General features: G+C 41.6%; 23 protein-coding genes and 1 other annotated feature. Of the genes, 15 read left to right on the top strand and 8 right to left on the bottom strand.

Annotated features, from left to right (window positions below):
* Positions 1–37: 37 nt before the first annotated feature.
* Positions 38–249 (bottom strand) — a binding site (T-box leader).
* Positions 250–418: 169 nt separating this feature from the next.
* Together MHH41_RS10745 and MHH41_RS10740 are read left to right on the top strand one after the other, a co-directional pair.
* Positions 419–1369 (top strand): MBL fold metallo-hydrolase, encoded by a 951-nt coding sequence (locus MHH41_RS10745; RefSeq protein WP_340866313.1) that lies wholly within the window; start codon positions 419–421, stop codon positions 1367–1369.
* Positions 1370–1381: 12 nt separating this feature from the next.
* Positions 1382–2158, top strand: a complete 777-nt coding sequence (locus tag MHH41_RS10740) for an SDR family NAD(P)-dependent oxidoreductase (protein WP_340866311.1) — start codon at positions 1382–1384, stop codon at positions 2156–2158.
* Positions 2159–2224: 66 nt separating this feature from the next.
* Here the strand turns inward: MHH41_RS10740 and MHH41_RS10735 are convergent, their stop codons facing one another.
* Positions 2225–3553 carry a CoA-disulfide reductase gene (locus MHH41_RS10735; RefSeq protein ID WP_340866309.1) on the bottom strand — a complete coding sequence of 443 codons (1329 nt, stop codon included), beginning with the start codon at positions 3551–3553 and terminating at the stop codon, positions 2225–2227.
* Positions 3554–3740: 187 nt separating this feature from the next.
* Between MHH41_RS10735 and coaA the strand changes: the two genes are divergently transcribed.
* Positions 3741–4700, top strand: a complete 960-nt coding sequence (gene coaA / locus MHH41_RS10730; RefSeq protein ID WP_034620396.1) for a type I pantothenate kinase — start codon at positions 3741–3743, stop codon at positions 4698–4700.
* A gap of 30 nt (positions 4701–4730) precedes the next feature.
* On the opposite strand, the gene MHH41_RS10725 is transcribed toward coaA, so the two are convergent.
* The 4 genes from MHH41_RS10725 to MHH41_RS10710 form a co-directional block, all read right to left on the bottom strand.
* Positions 4731–5966 carry an MDR family MFS transporter gene (locus tag MHH41_RS10725; protein ID WP_003215590.1) on the bottom strand — a complete coding sequence of 412 codons (1236 nt, stop codon included), beginning with the start codon at positions 5964–5966 and terminating at the stop codon, positions 4731–4733.
* Between the two features lie 188 nt (positions 5967–6154).
* Positions 6155–6499: a YolD-like family protein gene (locus tag MHH41_RS10720; RefSeq protein WP_003215746.1), complete on the bottom strand. Its 345-nt coding sequence runs from the start codon at positions 6497–6499 to the stop codon at positions 6155–6157.
* Positions 6500–6514: 15 nt separating this feature from the next.
* Positions 6515–7747: a DNA polymerase IV gene (locus MHH41_RS10715; protein ID WP_106028734.1), complete on the bottom strand. Its 1233-nt coding sequence runs from the start codon at positions 7745–7747 to the stop codon at positions 6515–6517.
* Between the two features lie 150 nt (positions 7748–7897).
* The gene (locus MHH41_RS10710) at positions 7898–8347 is read right to left on the bottom strand and encodes a YfmQ family protein (protein ID WP_050943810.1); all 450 of its coding nucleotides are present in this window, start codon (positions 8345–8347) and stop codon (positions 7898–7900) included.
* A gap of 277 nt (positions 8348–8624) precedes the next feature.
* Between MHH41_RS10710 and MHH41_RS10705 the strand changes: the two genes are divergently transcribed.
* Both MHH41_RS10705 and MHH41_RS10700 read left to right on the top strand, forming a co-directional pair.
* Positions 8625–9104 (top strand): GNAT family N-acetyltransferase, encoded by a 480-nt coding sequence (locus tag MHH41_RS10705; protein WP_034620502.1) that lies wholly within the window; start codon positions 8625–8627, stop codon positions 9102–9104.
* Complete coding sequence (locus MHH41_RS10700) at positions 9101–10075, top strand: GNAT family N-acetyltransferase (RefSeq protein WP_003215958.1); 975 nt, start codon at positions 9101–9103, stop codon at positions 10073–10075. Before MHH41_RS10705 ends, MHH41_RS10700 begins: the two co-directional genes overlap by 4 nt.
* A gap of 17 nt (positions 10076–10092) precedes the next feature.
* On the opposite strand, the gene MHH41_RS10695 is transcribed toward MHH41_RS10700, so the two are convergent.
* Positions 10093–10800 (bottom strand): expansin EXLX1 family cellulose-binding protein, encoded by a 708-nt coding sequence (locus MHH41_RS10695; protein ID WP_044141052.1) that lies wholly within the window; start codon positions 10798–10800, stop codon positions 10093–10095.
* A 212-nt stretch (positions 10801–11012) separates the two neighbouring features.
* On the opposite strand from MHH41_RS10695, the gene MHH41_RS10690 reads away from it, so the two are divergent.
* The 3 genes from MHH41_RS10690 to MHH41_RS10680 all read left to right on the top strand — a co-directional run bounded on the left by MHH41_RS10690 (position 11013) and on the right by MHH41_RS10680 (position 13159).
* A complete protein-coding gene (locus MHH41_RS10690) occupies positions 11013–11339 on the top strand; it encodes an iron-sulfur cluster biosynthesis family protein (RefSeq protein WP_003215572.1) in 327 nt (108 codons plus the stop codon).
* 12 nt (positions 11340–11351) lie between these two features.
* Positions 11352–11591, top strand: a complete 240-nt coding sequence (locus MHH41_RS10685) for a YqkC family protein (protein WP_003215790.1) — start codon at positions 11352–11354, stop codon at positions 11589–11591.
* Between the two features lie 305 nt (positions 11592–11896).
* Complete coding sequence (locus MHH41_RS10680; RefSeq protein WP_003215654.1) at positions 11897–13159, top strand: response regulator aspartate phosphatase; 1263 nt, start codon at positions 11897–11899, stop codon at positions 13157–13159.
* 26 nt (positions 13160–13185) lie between these two features.
* Here MHH41_RS10680 and MHH41_RS10675 read toward each other — a convergent pair whose 3' ends face one another.
* Positions 13186–14118: an alpha/beta hydrolase gene (locus MHH41_RS10675; RefSeq protein ID WP_340866306.1), complete on the bottom strand. Its 933-nt coding sequence runs from the start codon at positions 14116–14118 to the stop codon at positions 13186–13188.
* Positions 14119–14243: 125 nt separating this feature from the next.
* Between MHH41_RS10675 and MHH41_RS10670 the strand changes: the two genes are divergently transcribed.
* Both MHH41_RS10670 and MHH41_RS10665 read left to right on the top strand, forming a co-directional pair.
* A complete protein-coding gene (locus tag MHH41_RS10670; RefSeq protein WP_003215614.1) occupies positions 14244–14465 on the top strand; it encodes a YqkE family protein in 222 nt (73 codons plus the stop codon).
* Positions 14428–14943 (top strand): antimicrobial peptide LCI, encoded by a 516-nt coding sequence (locus tag MHH41_RS10665; protein ID WP_240792659.1) that lies wholly within the window; start codon positions 14428–14430, stop codon positions 14941–14943. Before MHH41_RS10670 ends, MHH41_RS10665 begins: the two co-directional genes overlap by 38 nt.
* Positions 14944–15023: 80 nt before the next feature.
* Here the strand turns inward: MHH41_RS10665 and MHH41_RS10660 are convergent, their stop codons facing one another.
* Positions 15024–15947: an aldo/keto reductase gene (locus MHH41_RS10660; RefSeq protein WP_137055017.1), complete on the bottom strand. Its 924-nt coding sequence runs from the start codon at positions 15945–15947 to the stop codon at positions 15024–15026.
* 167 nt (positions 15948–16114) lie between these two features.
* Here MHH41_RS10660 and MHH41_RS10655 point away from each other — a divergent pair, with 167 nt between their 5' ends.
* The 5 genes from MHH41_RS10655 (at position 16115) to MHH41_RS10635 (ending at position 19819) form a co-directional block, all read left to right on the top strand.
* Positions 16115–16672 (top strand): NUDIX hydrolase, encoded by a 558-nt coding sequence (locus MHH41_RS10655; protein ID WP_003215785.1) that lies wholly within the window; start codon positions 16115–16117, stop codon positions 16670–16672.
* Positions 16669–17850, top strand: a complete 1182-nt coding sequence (locus tag MHH41_RS10650) for a TIGR00375 family protein (protein WP_339160080.1) — start codon at positions 16669–16671, stop codon at positions 17848–17850. Before MHH41_RS10655 ends, MHH41_RS10650 begins: the two co-directional genes overlap by 4 nt.
* The gene (locus tag MHH41_RS10645) at positions 17837–18289 is read left to right on the top strand and encodes a GNAT family N-acetyltransferase (protein ID WP_340866304.1); all 453 of its coding nucleotides are present in this window, start codon (positions 17837–17839) and stop codon (positions 18287–18289) included. Before MHH41_RS10650 ends, MHH41_RS10645 begins: the two co-directional genes overlap by 14 nt.
* Before the next feature lie 68 nt (positions 18290–18357).
* Positions 18358–18579 carry a hypothetical protein gene (locus tag MHH41_RS10640; protein ID WP_003215884.1) on the top strand — a complete coding sequence of 74 codons (222 nt, stop codon included), beginning with the start codon at positions 18358–18360 and terminating at the stop codon, positions 18577–18579.
* Positions 18580–18688: 109 nt separating this feature from the next.
* On the top strand, positions 18689–19819 hold the full coding sequence (locus MHH41_RS10635) for a S8 family peptidase (RefSeq protein WP_137055020.1): 1131 nt from the start codon (positions 18689–18691) through the stop codon (positions 19817–19819).
* Positions 19820–19849: the final 30 nt, after the last annotated feature.

Raw genomic sequence — 19849 nt, 5'->3', positions numbered from 1 at the left:
CGCTCCTCCTTGTAGAAAATAAAAAAACCTCTCGCCTGAAAAGGACGAAAGGTTTTTCGCGGTACCACCCTCAATTAGCATGCAAATATGCATACTCAGCTCTAGTCCCTTAACGCGGGAAACGTTTAGGTTTGCCTAACAGCTCAAAGGGCAGGTTCAGCAAATAAGAGGATGGTGAGGTCTTACAGCCGGCGGACCTCACTCTCTTGCATCATTATTTTGCTTACTAATCCTTGTCATCACGCATTTTATATTTGTTGTTCATTATGCAACGATGGACAAGTTTGTGTCAATAGGGACAGATAAAAAAATTGACCGCCTAAACCGCATGACAGTCTGCCCTTTGCAGGATACAATGAATAAAGAAGACGAAGTGACAATGAATCATGAGTCAAAAAGCAGGAGATGACATAAAAAAGTGAAAGAAGACATCATTCAATTATCTATCCCGACCCCTTTTGCTGTTGGGGATGTACATGCATATATTTTAAAAGGAGAAGCTGTGACTTTAGTGGACTGCGGGCCGATGACAGAAGAGGCGGAGCATGCCTTTGTCACGCAATTACAGGAGCATCGTTTATCAATTGACGATATTGATCAAGTGGTGTTGACCCATCATCATGCAGATCATGTCGGTCTTTTAAATCTGATGAAACCTCATGTCCGTGTGATCGGACATGAGTTAAATGAGCCGTATATTAGCCAGGACCCTGTGTTTAAAGAGCATCAAATTGCTTTTACGAAACACCTTTTTCAGCAGTTAGGTGTGCCGCTTCGCCGAGGTGAGTGTGAAAGAATCGTGAAGCAATCTTATACATATTCTTGTACTGCACATGTAGATGACGTCATCAAAGAAGGCGATCGATTGAAAGGGCATGAACACTTCTTTGTGATGGAAACACCGGGACATGCACAATCTCATCTTTCCTTTCTAGATGAAACAACGGGCCACTTCATTGGTGGAGACCTTCTTTTAACGACTATTTCCTCAAACCCGTTAATGGAAGCGCCGTATGAAGGGGAGGAACGCCAAAAATCGCTGCTTCAATATAAAGCATCACTCAATCGATTACTTCATCTGCCGATCAAGACGATTTATCCAGGACACGGGCTGCTCATCACGTCTCATCATGAATTAATCAAAGAAAGATTTAAGAAACAAGAAAAACGGGCAAATACGATGTATCAGCTACTCAAACGAAAAGAAATGACTGCCTTTCATCTTTGCCGCAAGCTATTTCCAGTGCTGTACGAAGAGGCCTTATTTTTAACGATGTCAGAGACAGTAGGGCAGCTGGATGTCCTCTTAGAAGCTGGACAAATTGAAGAAGTGCAAAAAGATGGAATTCTCTATTACAGGGCAAACTAAGGAGTGAAACGCATGGGGCGATTAACAGGAAAGAGAATATGGATTACAGGTGCATCTGGCGGCATTGGTGAAAAAATGGCGTACTTGGCAGCAGCAGAAGGCGCAGAGATCATGATTTCAGCAAGACGAATTGAAAAGCTGGCGGGTGTAAAAGAAAAGATTATGAGTGCTGGCGGGGTGTGTCACATCGTGGAGCTAGATGTCAGTCACCTTGAGGACATTGATCGCGCATATGAAGAAGTGGGGGCTGTTGATATTTTGGTGAACAATGCCGGTTTTGGTGCGTTTGATCTCGTTGAAGATGCGTCCATTGAGGAAATGGTGTCGATGTTTGAAGTAAACGTGTTTGGTTTAATCGCCTGCACGAAAAAGGTCATTCCAGAGATGAAACAAAGAGGACACGGACATATTATCAATATTGCCTCTCAGGCAGGAAAGATTGCCACCCCGAAATCAGCCATTTATTCCGCATCCAAGCATGCCGTCCTTGGCTTTTCAAACAGCCTCAGAATGGAGCTGTCAGACATCGGCATTCACGTCACCACAGTGAATCCAGGCCCGATTGCCACTGACTTCTTTACCATCGCCGATCGCAGCGGTGAATATGTGAAGAATGTTGAATTCATGATGCTTAGTGCGGACAAGGTGGCTGGGAAGGTCGTATCCGCTATGATGACGAAAAAAAGAGAGATTAATCTGCCTGGATGGATGAACGCTGGCAGTAAATTGTATCAATTATTCCCATTTTTATTTGAAAAAGTAGCACGAAAAGCGATGATGAAAAAATAACAAAAAAGAAACCGGTTGTGAACTGGTTTCTTTTTTTTGAAGTAAGCTGCCATTGTGACCGTTTTTTTATCTCCGCCTTGCTGCTTGCTGAAGCGGGTCCCACACACTGTTAAAAGGCGGTGCATAGCTAATATCTAAATCTTCAAGATCTGTTATGGTTAGCTGTTGGTAAAGAGCAGTTGCCATCACATCGATCCGTTTATCTACACCGTTTCTTCCGATGATTTGGGCACCGAGCAAGGTGTAGTCATCACTTCTGTAAATCAGTTTGATTTTCATTTTCTGCGCATCTGGATAATATCCAGCGTGATCCGTACTGTCAATGGTGATGGTGGAAAAAGGAATATCAGCTGCTTGTGCTTCCTTTTCAGATAAGCCCGTTCGTCCCGCTGTCATGCTCATAAATTTCATGACGGCAGTTCCAGTCACGCCTTGAAACGCCCGGTTTGTTCCCGTCATATGAAAACCAGCGATTCTTCCTTGTTTATTCGCCGTTGTACCGAGCGGAATATAATCGAGTGATTGTTTGATGCGGTGATAAGTGGCTGCGCAATCCCCGGCAGCATAGATGTCTTTTACATTGGTTTGCATGTATTCATTTACAACAATGGCGCCATTTGAAAGCCGTTTGATTTCTGTTTTGTCTAAAAAGGATGTTTGCGGGGTGACGCCGATGGCCATGATGACCATATCTGTTTTTATGGTTTGTTTGTCTGTTTGAACAGCTGTGACATGTGATTCGCCCTCTAATGTCTGCACGGTTTCCCCGAGTGTCACGTGAATGCCTTGGGCACCCGCCTCTTCTTTCAGGTGCTTTGCCATATCGGGGTCAAAGCCCGGACCAAGTGTTGAACCCCGCTGAATGATATGTACCTTTTTTCCCAGCGCTTTTAAATTTTCAGCCATCTCTAAGCCGATATATCCACCGCCAATGATCGTGACATGTGTGATATCTTGTTTTAAGTGGTCTAAAATGGACAGCGCATGCGGAATGGTTTTTAATACGTGTACGCCTTCTAGCGGCTGATTGTTTAAATCCAGTTTAACAGGGCTTGCTCCTGTCGCAATTAAGAGGCGGTCATAGCTTTCGGTAAAGGGTTCTTTTGTTTTCGTATGATGACCTGACACCGTTTTTTGCTTTGGATCAATGGAGGTCACTTCGTGTAAGCATCGAGCATCAATTCCGTATTTGTCGCGAAATGTTTCAGCGCTGCGTGCAATCAGCTTGCTGTGGTGATCAATGAGACCGCCGATCAAGTAGGGGAGGCCGCACTGTCCATATGAGAAAATCTCTCCTTTTTCAAAAGCGACAATATGTGCATCTGGATCCTCTCGATATATTTGCATAGCACAGCTCATTCCTGCTGCATCTCCGCCAATGATCACATATTTCATTTGGTGTGCTCCCTTCTATCTATCGAACTGAATACTCTTATTTACCCTCATTTTCCTTTTTTTAATGCTTTTTTTCGCAAAAGAAGCAAACTTTAGTGGAAAAATAAAGACAGCGCCTTCATTTTAAGCTACAATCGGATTATCGTCTTTTTGGTTACGAGTTTAGTGAAGATTGGTGGGAAAGACTTTGAGTGACACGCGACTAGATTTTAATACTTTATATACACGTCATACAAGAGAGGCTTGGTCTGCTCTTGGAGAATATATGCCGGTATCTGTTTCAGAAGAGGAAGCAAGAGCACTTCAAGGATTAAATGACTATTTATCGCTTGAAGAAGTTCAGGATATTTACATACCACTTATTCGTTTTCTGACATTGCATGTCTTTGCAGAAAAACAAAAAAATCAGCATGTGAATGCCTTTTTAAACTACCCGCATCATGCGAAAATTCCTTTTCTCATTGGGATTGCTGGAAGTGTGGCTGTCGGGAAAAGCACAACGGCCCGTATCATCGAAACGCTTTTATCGAGGCTTGGAGATGGACTGAAAGTGAGTCTTGTGACAACAGATGGCTTTTTGTATCCTCAAAAAGAATTAAAGGATCGAGGACTCATGGAAAAGAAAGGCTTCCCAGAAAGCTACGATGTCAAAGCCTTGTTGTCTTTTTTAAACGAATTAAAATCAGGTAAACAAACCGTGCATGCCCCGGTATATTCGCATCTGACCTATGACCGGCTTGATGGTGTGTATGAAACGGTGGAGGATGCCGATATTGTTATTATTGAAGGAATTAATGTGCTGCAATCCCCAGCGCTGGATGATCTGAAGGATGAACCGCGTGTGTTTGTATCAGATTTCTTTGATTTTTCGATTTATGTAGATGCTGCTGAAACGCAAATTCAATCATGGTATAAAGAACGGTTCCGTTTGCTGAGGGAAACAGCTTTCCAAGATCCTGAATCCTTCTTTCATCAATACAAAGATTTGACGGATGAAGAGGCAGATCACATGGCAAGCACAATTTGGAATACCGTCAATCGCCCTAATTTATATCAAAATATTTTACCGACAAAATATCGAGCTGATCTCATTTTGAAAAAAGGTGATCAGCATAAGGTGGAAGAGATTGCTATCCGCCGAGTATAAAGAAAAACCGCTCAAACGAGAGCGGTTTTTTTAATGATCTCCACTGACTTTCACAGCGATGGCAGCTGCGGATCGCTTTTTCAGGCGGTAGTATCCAATGAGTAGGAACGGAACACCTGCGATGGTGATGATCGACAAGACTGAAAAAATGGAGAAGGGATGGGCTGCGCCAAAATAGTCAATGCACAGTCCGCCGACAAATGGTCCGATGACGCTGCCGAGCTGAGAAAATCCCATCGCGCCAAAGTACGACCCCTTTACTTCTGGCTTTGCCACATTGTCTACAAATAGATCCATCATCGCAAACAGCAGAACCTCCCCAATTGTAAACACGACAATGATGAAAGCAAGCATGCCGAGACTCTGTGAAAAAGCAATGGCAAACAAACTGCCCGCAAGAAGAATATTCCCAGTGGTGAGCGACAAAATGGTGGAGTAGCGTTTGGCGATCATGATGAGCGGATATTGTACGACAATGACAACAACTGCATTTAAAGATAAAAGGTATCCAAACAGTTTCGGACCATCCTCAATCATAGGCGAAGCGGATAAATATTGAGGCAGCGTTGAGCTCAAATGCGAATACCCGAACGAACATAAGGTAACGCCGATGAGGATAATGCTAAAGACCGTATCTTTTTGGATAATGGAAAGGGCTTTTTTGACCCCAATTTGTTTCGTGTTTTCTGGAGCAGCAACTGGATGTTTCTGAAATTGCCAAGCCAGCGTTAATCCGTATAACAAATAAATGAAGGCAGCGACGAGAAATGGAAAGGTTGTTTTCGATGACCCGAGATATAAGCCAAGCAGCGGACCGAAGATGACCCCTATGTTAATGGCTGTATATCGTAAATTAAACACAAACAACCGAATACTTGACGGGGTGACATCAGATAAGAGCGCCTTAGATGTTGGTTCAAACAGTGCCCGGCACAGTCCGTTTAAAGCGTTCATGATAAAGAAGACCCAAATGGCATCTGCAAATGCAAAACCAACAAAGACAAGTGTCCAACCGAAGATTGATAGAAGCATGACCTTTTTTCTTCCGATACGATCAGAAATATATCCACCGTAAAAACTCGCAACGATCCCAATCAGAGAGCTAACGGCAATGATTAATCCAGCAGAAGAAGCTGAGGCGCCTTTGACTTGTGTTAAATAAACGGCCAAAAAAGGAATGCTCATGGACGTCGCCATTCGGCCAAATATGGTGCCGATGATGATCGTCCAACTAAGCGGATGTAGCGTACGTAAGTTATTTTTCATGCTGTTTCTCCCCTGAGTTTGTAAGATGTTCCAATCATACATGAAAAATTGTGCAAATTAAATACACAATTTGATGGAGGGGACATCCGCCATATGGCAGAGAAGTTTGATTGGCTCGTATTTGGAGACGCGTGCTTTTTTCTGCTGGTGCTTTTATGCCACTGATTCGCGCGGTCATTTGACACCATTTAATCAAGGTCGATCGCGACGATTTGCTGCAAGGACAGGTTGAGAACATCTTCATCATTGACGATTTTTATGCGCTGCGTTTCATAATGAATGGCTTTGACCCAGCCCCAAAACTGCTCTTTTCTACCTGCTGCGGCATATGTCACGCAAATCGCTTGATCCTCAGTAATCGACTGTGTGATCAAAAAATTCATTTCTTCCAGTTGATCGGTGCTCAGCGGGGGAGGGGTGTATTTTTTTTTCTGCCGTTTTTGAGCAAGCAGCTGCTCCCGGTGCTCTGGAAGCATCATTCGGCTTGATTCCCACATGAGGTTGTATCCAGGTGTTAATTTATTGGGATTCATGGCTGTTCGCCTCCGTTATTTGTAATGTCCGCCAATTTTTTCGGCGCGGTGATACGCCTGCCCTGCGCTTGTCAGTGACGAAGCGTGCAGCAGGGCAGCAGGTCCATACTTTATGTGGATCGCATCAAATACTTTGCTGAGTTTGTCTTTTTGAACATGATGATCAAATAAAGTTAGCTGATACTGGCTGTCAGACTGCAGCTGTGAGAGAGTAATACCGACACTGCGAATGGGCTGACCATCCCAGTGCTGCTGGCATAGCTGAATGGCTGCCTCTGCAATATCTGTCCCGTACTGTGTAGGTGAATGAAGCTTGATTTGTCTATGAAATCCGGTCGGGTGAGAAAAATCAGCGCCTCTCACGCCAACAGACACTGTTTGCCCAAGATAATGCTTAAAGCGTGCACGTCTTGCCACCTCTTCGCTCAATTCAAGAAGAGCGACTTTGATATCCTCAAAAGACGCATAATCATGGGGGAGAGTCATATGATGTCCCACCGCTTTTTGCTCATTATGTGTGTGAACGGTGACCGGAGAGGGATCATGTCCTAAAGCTGTTCGCTGCAAAAGCTCTCCGTTGATTCCCCAGCGTTTTTTAAGCCGGTCTAACGGATAAGCAGCAAGCGTCCCAATGGTACTGATGCCCATTCGTTTTAAATGGTGCTCCATTCGTTTACCAACGCCAAATAATTTTCCAATCGGAAGCGGCCATAAATCAGTCGCAACACTGTCTGCGCGAAGTTCATAAATGCCAGATGTGTTTTTTTTAGCAAAATGGTCACAGGCCATTTTAGCGAGCACTTTATTAGGACCGATGCCAACACGTGCGTAAATACCCGTCTGGTTCATAATGGTTGTTTGTATATTTTGAGCGATCTCACGGGGAGAACCGAGTAGTGTCAGGCTGCCTGTAATATCGAGAAATTGTTCATCAATTGAATATGGTTCGACAAGATCTGTGTATTGTTCAAGCAGCTCTGTGATCATGACAGAGATATCAAGATAGCGCTGCATACGAGGGCGTACGACGACAGCTTCAGGGCATTTCTCCTGTGCTTCCCATAATCTGGATGCATTTTGAACGCCCCGTTTTTTAGCGAGCGGGCAGGCGGCAAGTACGACTCCGCTCCGCCGCTCAGGATCTCCAGAGACGATGAGCGGCACATCCTTCAAGTGGGGAGCCTCCACTTTTTCGACTGACGCATAAAACGATTGCATATCCACAAGCAGAATGGCTCGTTCATTCATTATTTTCACCTCTTAGAACGTATGTTCTGTTTCTATTTTAACCGTCAGGAGGCGAAATTGATACTGGTAAATCATTCAAAGAAAAGAGTATAAATCCATACAAAAAAAGACGAAGTGGAAGACACTTCGTCTCATTTGATGCAACATATTTTAAGCATGTGCCAAGTTGTGGGATGTTTGGAGGGGCTCAGAACGCAAACGATAGGCCATCAGTTTTTTCTTAGGCTTATGTGTAAACTGCCGCACCACATCCACGTGGTCATCGTAATGATACAGATAAAGGGTCACATCATGCTTGCCAAGCTTTGTTTGCATGGTAAGAGGCGCCGGCCCTTCCTGCGGATGAAGAAAGCGCTCTTCATCACCAGGATAAATATAATAGCGTTCAATAAAGATCGCATCATTAAAATGTTGAATAATTTCAGATGTTTGTTGATCATTGAGCGGACGATCTTCAAACATGATCGTTGTTTGATCACTTGTTACTTTTGCATGCACTGCATAACGACTAAAAAGGCGTTCCACAACACCAGAAGGCAGCGAAGTGACAAGAAGCTTTAAAAGACTAAACACAACAAGTGAAGTAACAATCCAAACCAATATCATCATCTCCAATAAACATTTGTTACATTTCCTATATGAACCATCTTAACATACCAAAAGAATGAAACTTTCGCACAAAAAGTGAACTTTTTGAAATAAGTGTGAAGATTTACAAGGAGATGACGGCGAAAGAACGAAATCAACAAAGCTGAAAGGAAAAAAGGCTGCCACGTAATCTTTACAAACAATAAATCGGACAGGTAGACTATTGAAACAACAGTTTTTTGTAAAAAAAGAGAGCGGTAAGCCAAAAATGAAAAGGGGCGAGGTCATCATGATACGTCAAGTGAAGCCGTCAGATTTTTACGCCGTCACATCCGTCATCCAAAGCTGGTGGGGAGGTAAAGATTTGCGCGCAACATTGCCGAAGCTATTTTTTGAACATTTTCAGCAAACAAGTTTTGTCGTCGTTGAAAAAGGTGAACTGATTGGCTTTTTAGTCGGTTTTTTATCGCAATCTCGTTCAGATGAAGCGTATATTCACTTTGTTGGGGTACATCCAGATCACCGGAAATTAAAGATCGGAAAAATGCTGTATCAAGCCTTTTATGATGTGGCAAAACAGGAAGGAAGAACAACCATTAAAGTGGTAACAGCACCTGTAAATAAAGTATCAATTGCCTATCATGCAAAATTGGGCTTTCAAATTGAAAAAGGGGATAAAACTGTAGAAGGAATCTCCGTGTTTTCAGAATATGAAGGAATAAATGAAGACCGTGTTTTATTTGTGAAAAAGTTAGAGGCGATGTCATGATTGTCAATTTAGATCAAACAATAGGAGATGTAGCAAAGCAGATCTTACATATTCAACTAGCTGCATACCAACAAGAAGCTGAACAAATTGGCTATGCCGATCTTCCGCCATTAAAAGAGACCATTCAAGATGTAATGAAAGCAAAAGAGCAATTTATTGGTTTTGAGCAAAAGGGAATCTTACTAGGTGTTGCCTCTTATGAAGAGCAGAAAGATTATTTGATCATTAGTCGATTGGCTGTGCATCCCAAAGCGCTAAAGCAGGGTATTGGAACAAGACTTATGTCTACAATTATGGAGAAAAATGTCCCTATAGAACTGACCACTGGGCAAAAAAACACCCCTGCAAAAAGGCTATACGAAAAGTTAGGATTTGTTGAAACAAATGTGATTCATGTTGCAAAAGAGCTCACCTTATCAAAAATGAAATGGACACCGAGGCGAAAGGTTGAGGTTGTCGAATTCAAAAAAGAATGGCATGAAGAATTCCATCAAGAAAAGCAGCGACTCAAGCAAATCATTCAAAAGAGCTGGATAGAAGGACATCATATTGGTAGTACGTCAGTTGAAGGACTTGTTGCCAAACCCATTATTGATATCTTAATAGAAGTAAGTCATATAAAAGAGATCGATAGAAAAAGAGAGAGCTTTGAACATCTTGGATATCAAGCGCTCGGTGAAAATGGCATAAAAGGGAGACGTTTTTTTCAAAAGGGTGGCTTGAATCGTACGCATCATGTCCATATTTATGAGAGAAATCATCCTGATGTGAAAAGGCATTTATTGTTTCGAGATTACTTAAGGGCCCATCCAGAACGAGCTGTAGCGTATGCGTCTGTCAAGGAACAATTAGCAAATCAGTATCGGGAAGATATACAAAGCTATATGGCAGGAAAGAATGAAATCATAAAAGTAATAGAAAATGAGGCATATCGCTGGGATAGAGAAGGAGGAGAGGAAGCTCTTAAATAAGCTACCTCTTTTCCTCGTTAATTAGGAAGCTGAACATTGCCTTTTACAGTATAGGCCTGTGAAGCAGCAGTAGATGGAAGAGCGGGTAATTTATCCTTTACGATGACCCCGCGGATATCTGTGATTCGAACAGGAAGAGATTTAGACCCCATATTAAATCCAAGGAAATGGTTGTAGTCTGTCTTTTCCATGTTCACCCATTGTCCATCTTTGTAATATTCCATTTTCATAATCGGATATTTATGATTGCGCACTTGAATCGCAGCCCACCACTTACTGCTCCCTTCTTTTATTCTGTAAACTACATTTCCGCTAATCGGTGCTTTTACAATTTTCCAACTAATTGGGATTTTCCCATCTGCCATATTGCCGATTTTGGCAAAGGCATTATGAGAAAGATCAAGAGCTCCTTTCGCTCCTTCTGGATATTTATCGGTTACATACACAACGGTTTTTCCTTTTGGACCCTTTACTTCAAGGTAAGCCCCTGCAAGTGCCGCATTTATCCCTTTATAGTTATAGTCATGGGGATTTAAAGCCGTAATTTTCATGTCAGATGGAATAGGATCTAATAATGCGGCGCCCCCTGAGTAACCAGATCCCGTATAAGTCGCATAGCTTTCTCGTACTTCATCAAGGACAGATGCCGCTTTCATGTTTGGCACAGCGAAACTCAACATCAATATCAGTGCCCCGATGAAGCAGAGAGATAGTCTTTTTTTCACGATCTAAAACCTCCTGTTTATTCTTTTAAAATTGGTAGCGTCATAAGTATAATTCTAAAAAACAAGAAGCAAAAAGAGCCAATAGATAGATATAATCATAGTGAGAAGAGCGTGTATTTCAAAGAATATGACTTTCGGATTTAGTCGTGTGTCATGTTTTATGGTGTTTTATGTGTTACAATGTAAGCATCAATTTAAAAAGGATGTTCGCCATGTATATTCACATCACAGAACAGGCTAAAACATATATAGAAAAACAGCAAACAGGAAACGAAACTAAGGAATTACTGCTTCGCTACGATTCAGAAGGTTGTGGCTGTGCAGTGAGTGGCGTACCAATGCTTTGGTTAACAAGTGAAAGAACAGGTGAATGGGAACAACTTAAAAATAGCCAACATTTAAAACTATATATACACATTGCACAGAAGGTATTTTTTGATGAGGAAATGACCATCGATTTTAATGAAAAAGCCAATACATTGATGCTGAAAAGTCCTCAGCAAATACTCAGTCCAAGAATGGGCATACTTGTAAAGTAAGGTGGAAACGTAGTGGATCAGAAGCTTAGAGTGATACAAAACACGGCACAAAATAAAACATGGGTGTCGTTTTTAAATAACAATCATCCCTATACCCTTTTGCACTGGTCAATAGGTGGAATGGATTCGGTGAAAAAGGATGTTTGGCTTCTTCAGGATGAAGTCACATTTGAAACGGAAGAATTCCCAACGCTCGAATTAGCTGTCAATTGGATCAAAGAGAATATGGAACAGGTAACAGATGTATTATAAAAGCCCTTTTTGACAAAAGGGTTTTTTTCGTGCCTTCATCATCTCATTAAACAACTGGGAACGTCTAATCTGAAAAATGATCTTTTGCAACGCAAAAAAACTGTTTTATAACAACCAATTCGACAAAACGAGAAAAATAGACATGAAAAAATCTTGGATATAAATGCCGAAAAATAGGCAATGGAAGCGGTTATTGCGGGATACCGAAAACTTTGCGAAAAATGACATTTCATATTTCTTCCATTCGAGGAAATATGATAGAATACAACATGTATCGTATATGAGAAGGGAGGTGCTAAAGTGAATTGAAGCTCAAGCTGTCATCGCCTCAGGTTGGAATTAAAATAAACGAATGGTATAGGCAGATTTGCGGATTTCATGTCATGAAAGCAGAGAAGCTGAAGGCCGAGATCGAGCAGGAAATTCTGGAGATGGAGCAAGATCAAAACTTGTTGCTGTTTTACCAGCTGATGGATTTTCGCCATAAGGTGATGCTTGAATATTTTGAACCGGCAAAGAAAGCCTCAAATGATGAAGAAATTAAAAACCTGCTAGAAACGATCGAACATTCGCAAACGAAATTAACGGACATGCTTGAATACTATGTTCATTTTTTCACAGGAATGTTTGAGTTTGAACAGCAAAACTATTTAAGTGCCATTGCCTATTACCGTTCAGCAGAAAAAAAGCTCAATCTCATATCAGATGATATAGAAAGAGCAGAATTTTACTTTAAATTAGCTGAAATATACTACCACATGAAACAAACCCACTTTTCGATGCACTATGCCTTGCAAGCGTTAAATACGTACTCTGCCTACAGAACGTACACGCTGAGAATCATCCACTGTGAATTTGTCATCGGTGCAAACTATGATGATTTGAAATGCTATGAACATGCATTGCCCTACTTTAAAAATGCTCTAAATCGAGCACGATCGATTGGAAACCCTCGAGTCATAGGTTCGGCCCTTTTCAACTTAGGTAACTGTTATTACCAAATGAACGATCTTGCGGAAGCAAGCCGTTATCTGAAAGACTCTCTTGAAGTGTTTGAAAAGGAGAATTTAACCCATCTTAATCGCTCTCTAGACCCACTATTTATGCTCACCCAAATCCTGTTTAAACAAAAACAAATAGAAGAGTCGTTAACCCTCTATCAAAAAGGTATTATGAAAGCCTGTGAATTAGAAGATGAAATTTACATCTGCAAATTTCAGTTCTTAAAAGCATTATACGTTGATGCAGAAATAACGATCATAGACGATACATTAGACCTGCTCGAGGACAAGCGCTTATACCCAGACATTGAGGAATTGGCACTTGATGCGGCTCATTATTACAATGAGCTTGGACTGTATGAAGCATCGACACGGTTTTACGAACGGAAGATTCAAGCCATATCAAAAATTCAAAATGGGGGTCATTTATATGAAAACGAGTTTGATAGTTCTTTTATTGGCAGCAACTGCAGGATTATCGGTCATGAGTCAGCAGCAATCGGAAGAGAGTCATATGGAACTGGCGGGCAGACACCATACAACAGTAGTGACTATCGCATAAGTTAGCTCAAAAAGAGGAGACGAACCACTGTTCATTCTCCTCTTTTATCTTCATTTGATTCAAATGGTTGAAGGAATACTTGAACTTCTTGTTCGTAAGCTTCTTTATTTTCACTAAAAGACATCGCGTGTGCCCCGTGCGGCGCTATAAATAGTTGTTTATCACCTTTTTTTCGAGCATATAGCTGCTGACTCTGCTCGCATGGAATATAGTCATCATGAAGACTATGGATAAAAAGCACAGGTTCTCTCACCTGATCGATCACATCAAGCGGTGACACTTGCCGAATGCTGTATCCATCCCGCCATTTTAACACTTGATCACTTAGTGGAAGAATCCATTGACCTGAAAGACGAAAATCTGTTTTTAATCGATAGAGAAGCTGATCCTCAAAAGAAGCAAAAGGACAGTCAGCTATGTAAAAATTGGCGCTTGCTTCCGGCTTTGCGGCATATAACAAAGTCGTGACTGCCCCCATAGATTCTCCATGTATACCGATAATGGCATTTTCCCCAAGTTTTTGTCTAAGACACTTCACGACCTTCGCTAAATCTTCTTTTTCGTAGTATCCATAACTCGTGGTTTTCCCGCCACTCATTCCATGTCGTCTATGATCATAAAGCATCACATTCCATCCAAGCTTTTGGAATAATTTCATATACTTAACGGAATTTATTAAACTGACTGTGACGCCATGACAAAGTACAATGGTGCGTGTTGTATGAGAATGCAGATGCGGCACAAAATAGCCATGAAGCTCATAACCAAATGCTGAAGGAATACACACTTTCTCTTTGTTAAGCTGTTGAAACTCTTCATGATGATAATGCCCTTCATCTGATTCTCGTTTGATGAGCTCTTCATCTGTTAATTTTCGAATATACATCATTTTGTTGGTGAAAAAAATGCCGATTGCAACGAGCGGACATAATATGAAGGCAAGTATAGCGATCCATTTTTTCATCTAGCTGATTCTTCCTTTCCGAGGTTTTTCCTATGACGATCATACCACATGTTGGGAGATTGGCGTGACTCTTGCTCAGGAAATAAAACGGATGATACACTTAGAGGCAAAAGGAGAGAGGCACAATGAAAAAGAACAATGATCAAGCGAAATTAAAGGACGGCATAAACGAAAATCTCAAACAGCAGCTCCTTCAAATGAAGCAGAATCTGGCCGCCGAGACAGAAAAAAGAGAAGAACAAAAACGACAAGACCTCCTTCGGCAGCAGAAAGAAAAAGAAAAAAACAAAAGCTTCTCCGAGCTGCTAGATGAAAGTCATTTGGACTGGAGAAAATATAAAAGCTAAAAAAGGGAGCACTGATGCTTCTTTTTTTATGTCATCATTGAGGTTGATCAACACGCAAGTGCTTCCGGTTCCTTCGATTCCTCCTTCATTTAAATCCCTTTTTATAACAAATATAGTATTTAAGACCCTTTTGATAGAAGGTCGTACTACTTATAATGAAGGTGTATTACAATATTTGGGAACGGAGATGATTTACATGAAAATGAGAAAAACAATGGCTGGAGTCGCTTTATCTTTAGGATTGCTTTTACCTGTTTCGGGACAAGCTCTTGCTACAAATGATTTAACGAATGCAGATTTGCGTACAAAGGCTACTTCAATTGTAGATTGTTCTGTAACTCCTTTTAAAGGCGCAAGTAATCGATTATGTATGTATTCGGATAATGGTTCTTTTGCAAATAGTTTCAGTCGTTTTGGTACGACATTTTATCTTAAAGGCAAATCTGGAAATTATGCATATTACGAAAGTGCAAGATAAGACAACGGGGCCTTTAGCCCCTCCTTGCTTTTGCCTGTCGAATATGAAAAAGAGATCACATCAGATGATCTCTTTTTATCTCATTTAAACCGGTGCGCCTCGTACACAGATGGTTTTGTATAGTAAGTCAATGCTTTTACTTCTTGGTCACTTAAAGAACGTGCATTGGCCGCTGCCGCATTTTCTTTTAATTGTTCCACCGAGCTTGCGCCAAATACAACGGAACTGACCGCAGAATGCTGAAGCAAATATTGAATGGAGAGCTCTGTGAGTGATAGGTCATAAGCGACTTTCTTTAAAGAAGGAATGATCTGCTGTAGCTCGTCAAATGAATATTGAAGATATCCGTTTTTTTGAATCGCTGCACTTGCTTGTGAAAGTGGTTTTTCGGTTAAAAGCCCTTTTGCTAAAGGTCCTCTTGCCACAACACTAATGCCTTGTTCTTCAAGAAGAGAGAACCATTCCTCTGGACGGCGGTCGAGTAAACTATATTGCATCATGACGCTGACGATGTTTGATTTTTTGGCGTATTCTTTAATGACGTTTGGACGGATAGAAGAGATGCCATAATAGCGAATAACGCCTTCTTCCACTAATTCTTCAAAAGCCTCAATCGTCTCATCGATAGGGTCATCGATCGTGCCTCCGTGCAGTTGGTATAAATCAATATAATCTGTTTGCAGCCGCTTGAGGCTTTGTTTTACGGCTTCTTTTATGTATGCCTTTGAAGGGTCCCAGTCCCAGCCAGATTTGCCTTTTTCAAAGCGGTTGCCGCCTTTTGTGGCCAAAATTAAATCTTGCCGCCTGTTTTTAATCGCTTCCCCGACAATTTCCTCATTTGTCCCAAAATCATATAAATCGGCTGTATCCAAATAATTAATTCCAAGATCAATGGCTTCATCTAATAAAGAGAGCGCTTTTCCTTTTTCTGTTCCTAGGGACATACATCCTAGAGCCGCTTCGCTCACCAAAAGATCCGTTGTACCAATTCGTCTTTTTCTCAATTCCATCACACTCCTATTCCTTCACATTAAGTGAAAAAAATCTGGAATTCAAGCTAGGTGACTTCAAGTGGCGCATTGAAGCAAGCGTCCGCATTTCGCTTCTCTTAAATCATCTATGTTAAAATGAATGAAGTAAAAAGTGAAAGTAGAACGAGGAGCTGACAAAATTGAAGGACTTTGAAGAAAAAACATTATCGACTAAAGAATTATACAACGGAAAAATCATTGATTTGGTTCTTGAAGATGTACAATTGCCAAATGGAAAACAAGGCAAACGCGAAATCATCAAACATCCTGGTGCAGTAGCCGTCATTGCTCGGACAGACGAAAATAAAATCATCTTGGTCAAGCAATACCGTAAAGCACTAGAGAGAGCCATCGTTGAAATTCCGGCTGGTAAATTAGAGCCAGGGGAAGAGCCGGCACATACAGCACTACGAGAATTAGAAGAAGAAACAGGATACACCACTCAGAAGCTTCAAAAGCTGACAGCCTTTTATACATCACCAGGTTTTGCAGATGAAATCGTCCACATGTATCTTGCAGATCAGCTAGTTCAGCTTGAAGAAAAAAGAGAGCTGGATGAAGATGAATTTGTTGAAGTGATGGAAGTTTCATTAGAAGAAGCCTTGCACCTCATTGAAAAGCAGCATATTTATGATGCAAAAACAGCCTATGCCATACAGTACTTACAACTGCAAGAGGTACTTAAGTCAACAAAATGAGGGAGTTTTTTGCAGACATCCATATTCATATCGGCAGAACAAGAACAGGCAGAGCTGTTAAAATTACAGGTGCAAGGTCACTGACAATTGACCAAATTTTCATTGAAGCAACGCAAAGTAAAGGGATGGGGATGATTGGTGTGATTGATGCACAATCTCCAGAAGTCCTAGAAGAATTAATAGAGGGTGTAGAAGAAGGCAAGTACACTGAACTAAGTGATGGCGGTCTATCATTTGAACAGACCGTGCTGCTTTTAGGCAGTGAATTAGAAATTAACGATAACCAATCAAAAGGTCCGATTCACGTGCTTGCATTTATGCCCACACTGCGCAAAATGACTGAGTTCTCCGCATGGCTCGCGCTTCATATGAAAAATGTGCATTTAAGTTCACAGCGCCTCTATGTGGATGGGAAAACACTTCAGCATAAGGTCAAGGAGCTAGGAGGCTTATTTATTCCTGCTCATATTTTCACTCCTCATAAAAGCTTATTTGGCAAAGGAGTCAGCACGTCTTTAACGGAAGTATTCGATCCGGACCTCATTGATGCTGTTGAACTAGGACTTAGCTGCGATACGTCAATGGCATCCCAGTTAAGCGAACTGAACCGTTATCCCTTTTTAACGAATTCAGACGCTCATTCTTTAGGGAAAATCGCGCGAGAATATACAAAAATCCGCATGGACCATGCCTCTTTTGCCGAATTCAAACTAGCCCTTGAAGGGAAAGAAGGGAGAGCCATCACAGGAAATTATGGGCTCGCCCCGCGTCTTGGGAAGTACTATCATACAACCTGCGAGAAGTGCGGAGTAAGACCTCGCGCGCTAGATCAAGAAAAGTGCCAAGCATGCGGACATACCCGGATGACAAAAGGAGTGAGCGAGCGTTTAAAGGAGCTTGCTGACCAAGAAAGTGACAATGGAACAAGACCTCCTTATGTTCATCAGCTTCCACTTCAATTTATTCCGGGTGTTGGAGCCAAAACGCTGGAGAAGCTAAAAGCCGTGTTTCACACAGAGATGAATATCCTTCATCAAGCAACAGAACAAGAACTAAAAGCTGTCCTGCCAGAAAAAACAGCCAATTACATCATCAAAGCAAGAAAAGGTGAAGTCGAACTGATCGCTGGCGGGGGCGGAGTATACGGTAAGGTGGATATCAATCATGAATCAAGTTAACTGGACATGTGAAACGTTTGAACAATTGACAAAAGAGGATCTTTACCTGATTTTAATGGAAAGAGTCAATGTGTTTGTTGTTGAACAAACATGCCCTTACCCTGAAATTGATCACCGGGACCAAGAAGCGCTTCATCTGATGGCAAAAGAGGATGGCACGATTGTGGCTTATTGCCGAATTTTTCAAAGCGGAATCATGTACGAAGAGGCATCCATTGGCCGCGTTCTTGTGACAGAGGCAGGCCGAAAAAAAGGCTATGGAAAAATGCTACTTAGCAAGGCTTTGGAAAAGCTGAGTGAATTAGGTGAAACAAGTGTCAAAATTCAGGCGCAGGCCTACCTGAAGTCGTTTTACGAATCCTTTGGTTTTAAGGCCGTTTCAGATTGTTATGATGAAGATGGAATTCCCCATCTTGATATGGTGAAAACAGAAAGATAGGCGTGTATACGTCTATCTTTTTTATGTCACATCGTGTATCATAACGTCAACGAAAGGGGTTTTGCCAAATGGGAAAAAGCAATGCAAAGAAAAAACGAGAACATATTGAAAGGCAGCACAGTCGAAACCCGGAACTGTCGAGAGGAAACATGCCGCACTTTAGTACACATGAAAGAAAAACAAAAACAAAACAAGAAGCCTTGCAGCACATGATGAAAAAACATAAAAGAAGGAATGCTTATGATCACTATCAAGAGGATCATAAGCATTTTTATTTTGCTTTTTTGTGACAACTAATTCAAATAAATGGAAAAATTTTAAAAAATAGGACAAACGGTCGTTTCTTTTTGTCTAAAAATGTAGTTAAATGACAAAAAGATGAAAGGGAGAGTGAGTATTGTGAACGTCAAGTCAATTGGAGCAGGGCTTTGTATGGCAAGTATGATGTTGGCATCGGTCACGTTCGGCGCCTCACATATTTCTGCAAAGGAGCAAGCGAAAAAAGAGTACATGATCGGCTTTTCTTCTTCCGTTCAAGATCATACACAAAAACAGCTTGTTGAAGAAGCTGGTGGGCATGTAAAAGAATCCATAGAGCAGATAGATATGATGAAAGTTTCCTTGAATGAGGCATCGAAAAAGAAACTAAATCAGGCAAAAGAAGTGACCTTCATTGAGGAGGACCAAAAGGCAAAAACAAGCGGTCAAACGATCCCATATGGCATCAAAAGCATCAAAGCACAAAAGGTACATAAACGGGGATACGCTGGACAAAATGTAAAAGTAGCCGTTCTTGACAGCGGCATTGATGGCAAACATGAAGATCTACATGTCACCGGGGGAGTCAGCTTTGTTCCAACAGAGTCAGATCCGCTTGTTGACCCGCATGAACACGGGACGCATGTGGCGGGCACAATTGCAGCGTTAGATAATAAGGTAGGTGTCGTTGGTGTTGCGCCAAAAGCTTCAATCTATGCGGTCAAGGTGGCAGATGAAAATGGTGATGGCTACTATAGCTGGATCATTAAAGGAATTGAATGGGCCATTGAGAATGACATAGATGTCATCAATATTAGTATGGGAGGAGCAAGTGAATCTGAAGCGCTGAAAGAAGCGGTAGATCGAGCATATGACAAGGGTATTCTCATTGTGGCTTCTGCTGGGAATGAAGGAAGTTATGGCTCTCTCAACACGGTTGACTATCCAGCTAAATACAGCTCAGTGATAGCAGTTGCTTCTGTTGACCAAAGAAAACAAAGAGCTTTTGATTCATCTGTAGGCGAAGAAGTGGAAGTTTCAGCACCAGGCGTTTCAACGCTCAGTACCATTCCTCATAATGAATATGGCTACAAGAGCGGGACATCCATGGCATCACCGCATGTAGCAGGAGCTGCGGCTGTCATTCTATCAAAACATCCGAATCTGACAAACGATGAAGTGCGCGAGAGACTTTCAAAAACGGCTACACAGCTTGGAGATCCTTTTTACTATGGTGCCGGGCTTGTGAACGTACAAAAAGCGGCACGATAAATGAGAAGAGAGAGCAGTGTTTAGGCTGCT

Origin of the sequence: Bacillus sp. FSL K6-1145 (assembly GCF_038003425.1) — a bacterium.
GTDB lineage: Bacteria > Bacillota > Bacilli > Bacillales > Bacillaceae > Bacillus > Bacillus pumilus.
Note: the sequence above shows the minus strand (reverse complement) of the source record. Positions and strands in the feature narration are given on the sequence as shown.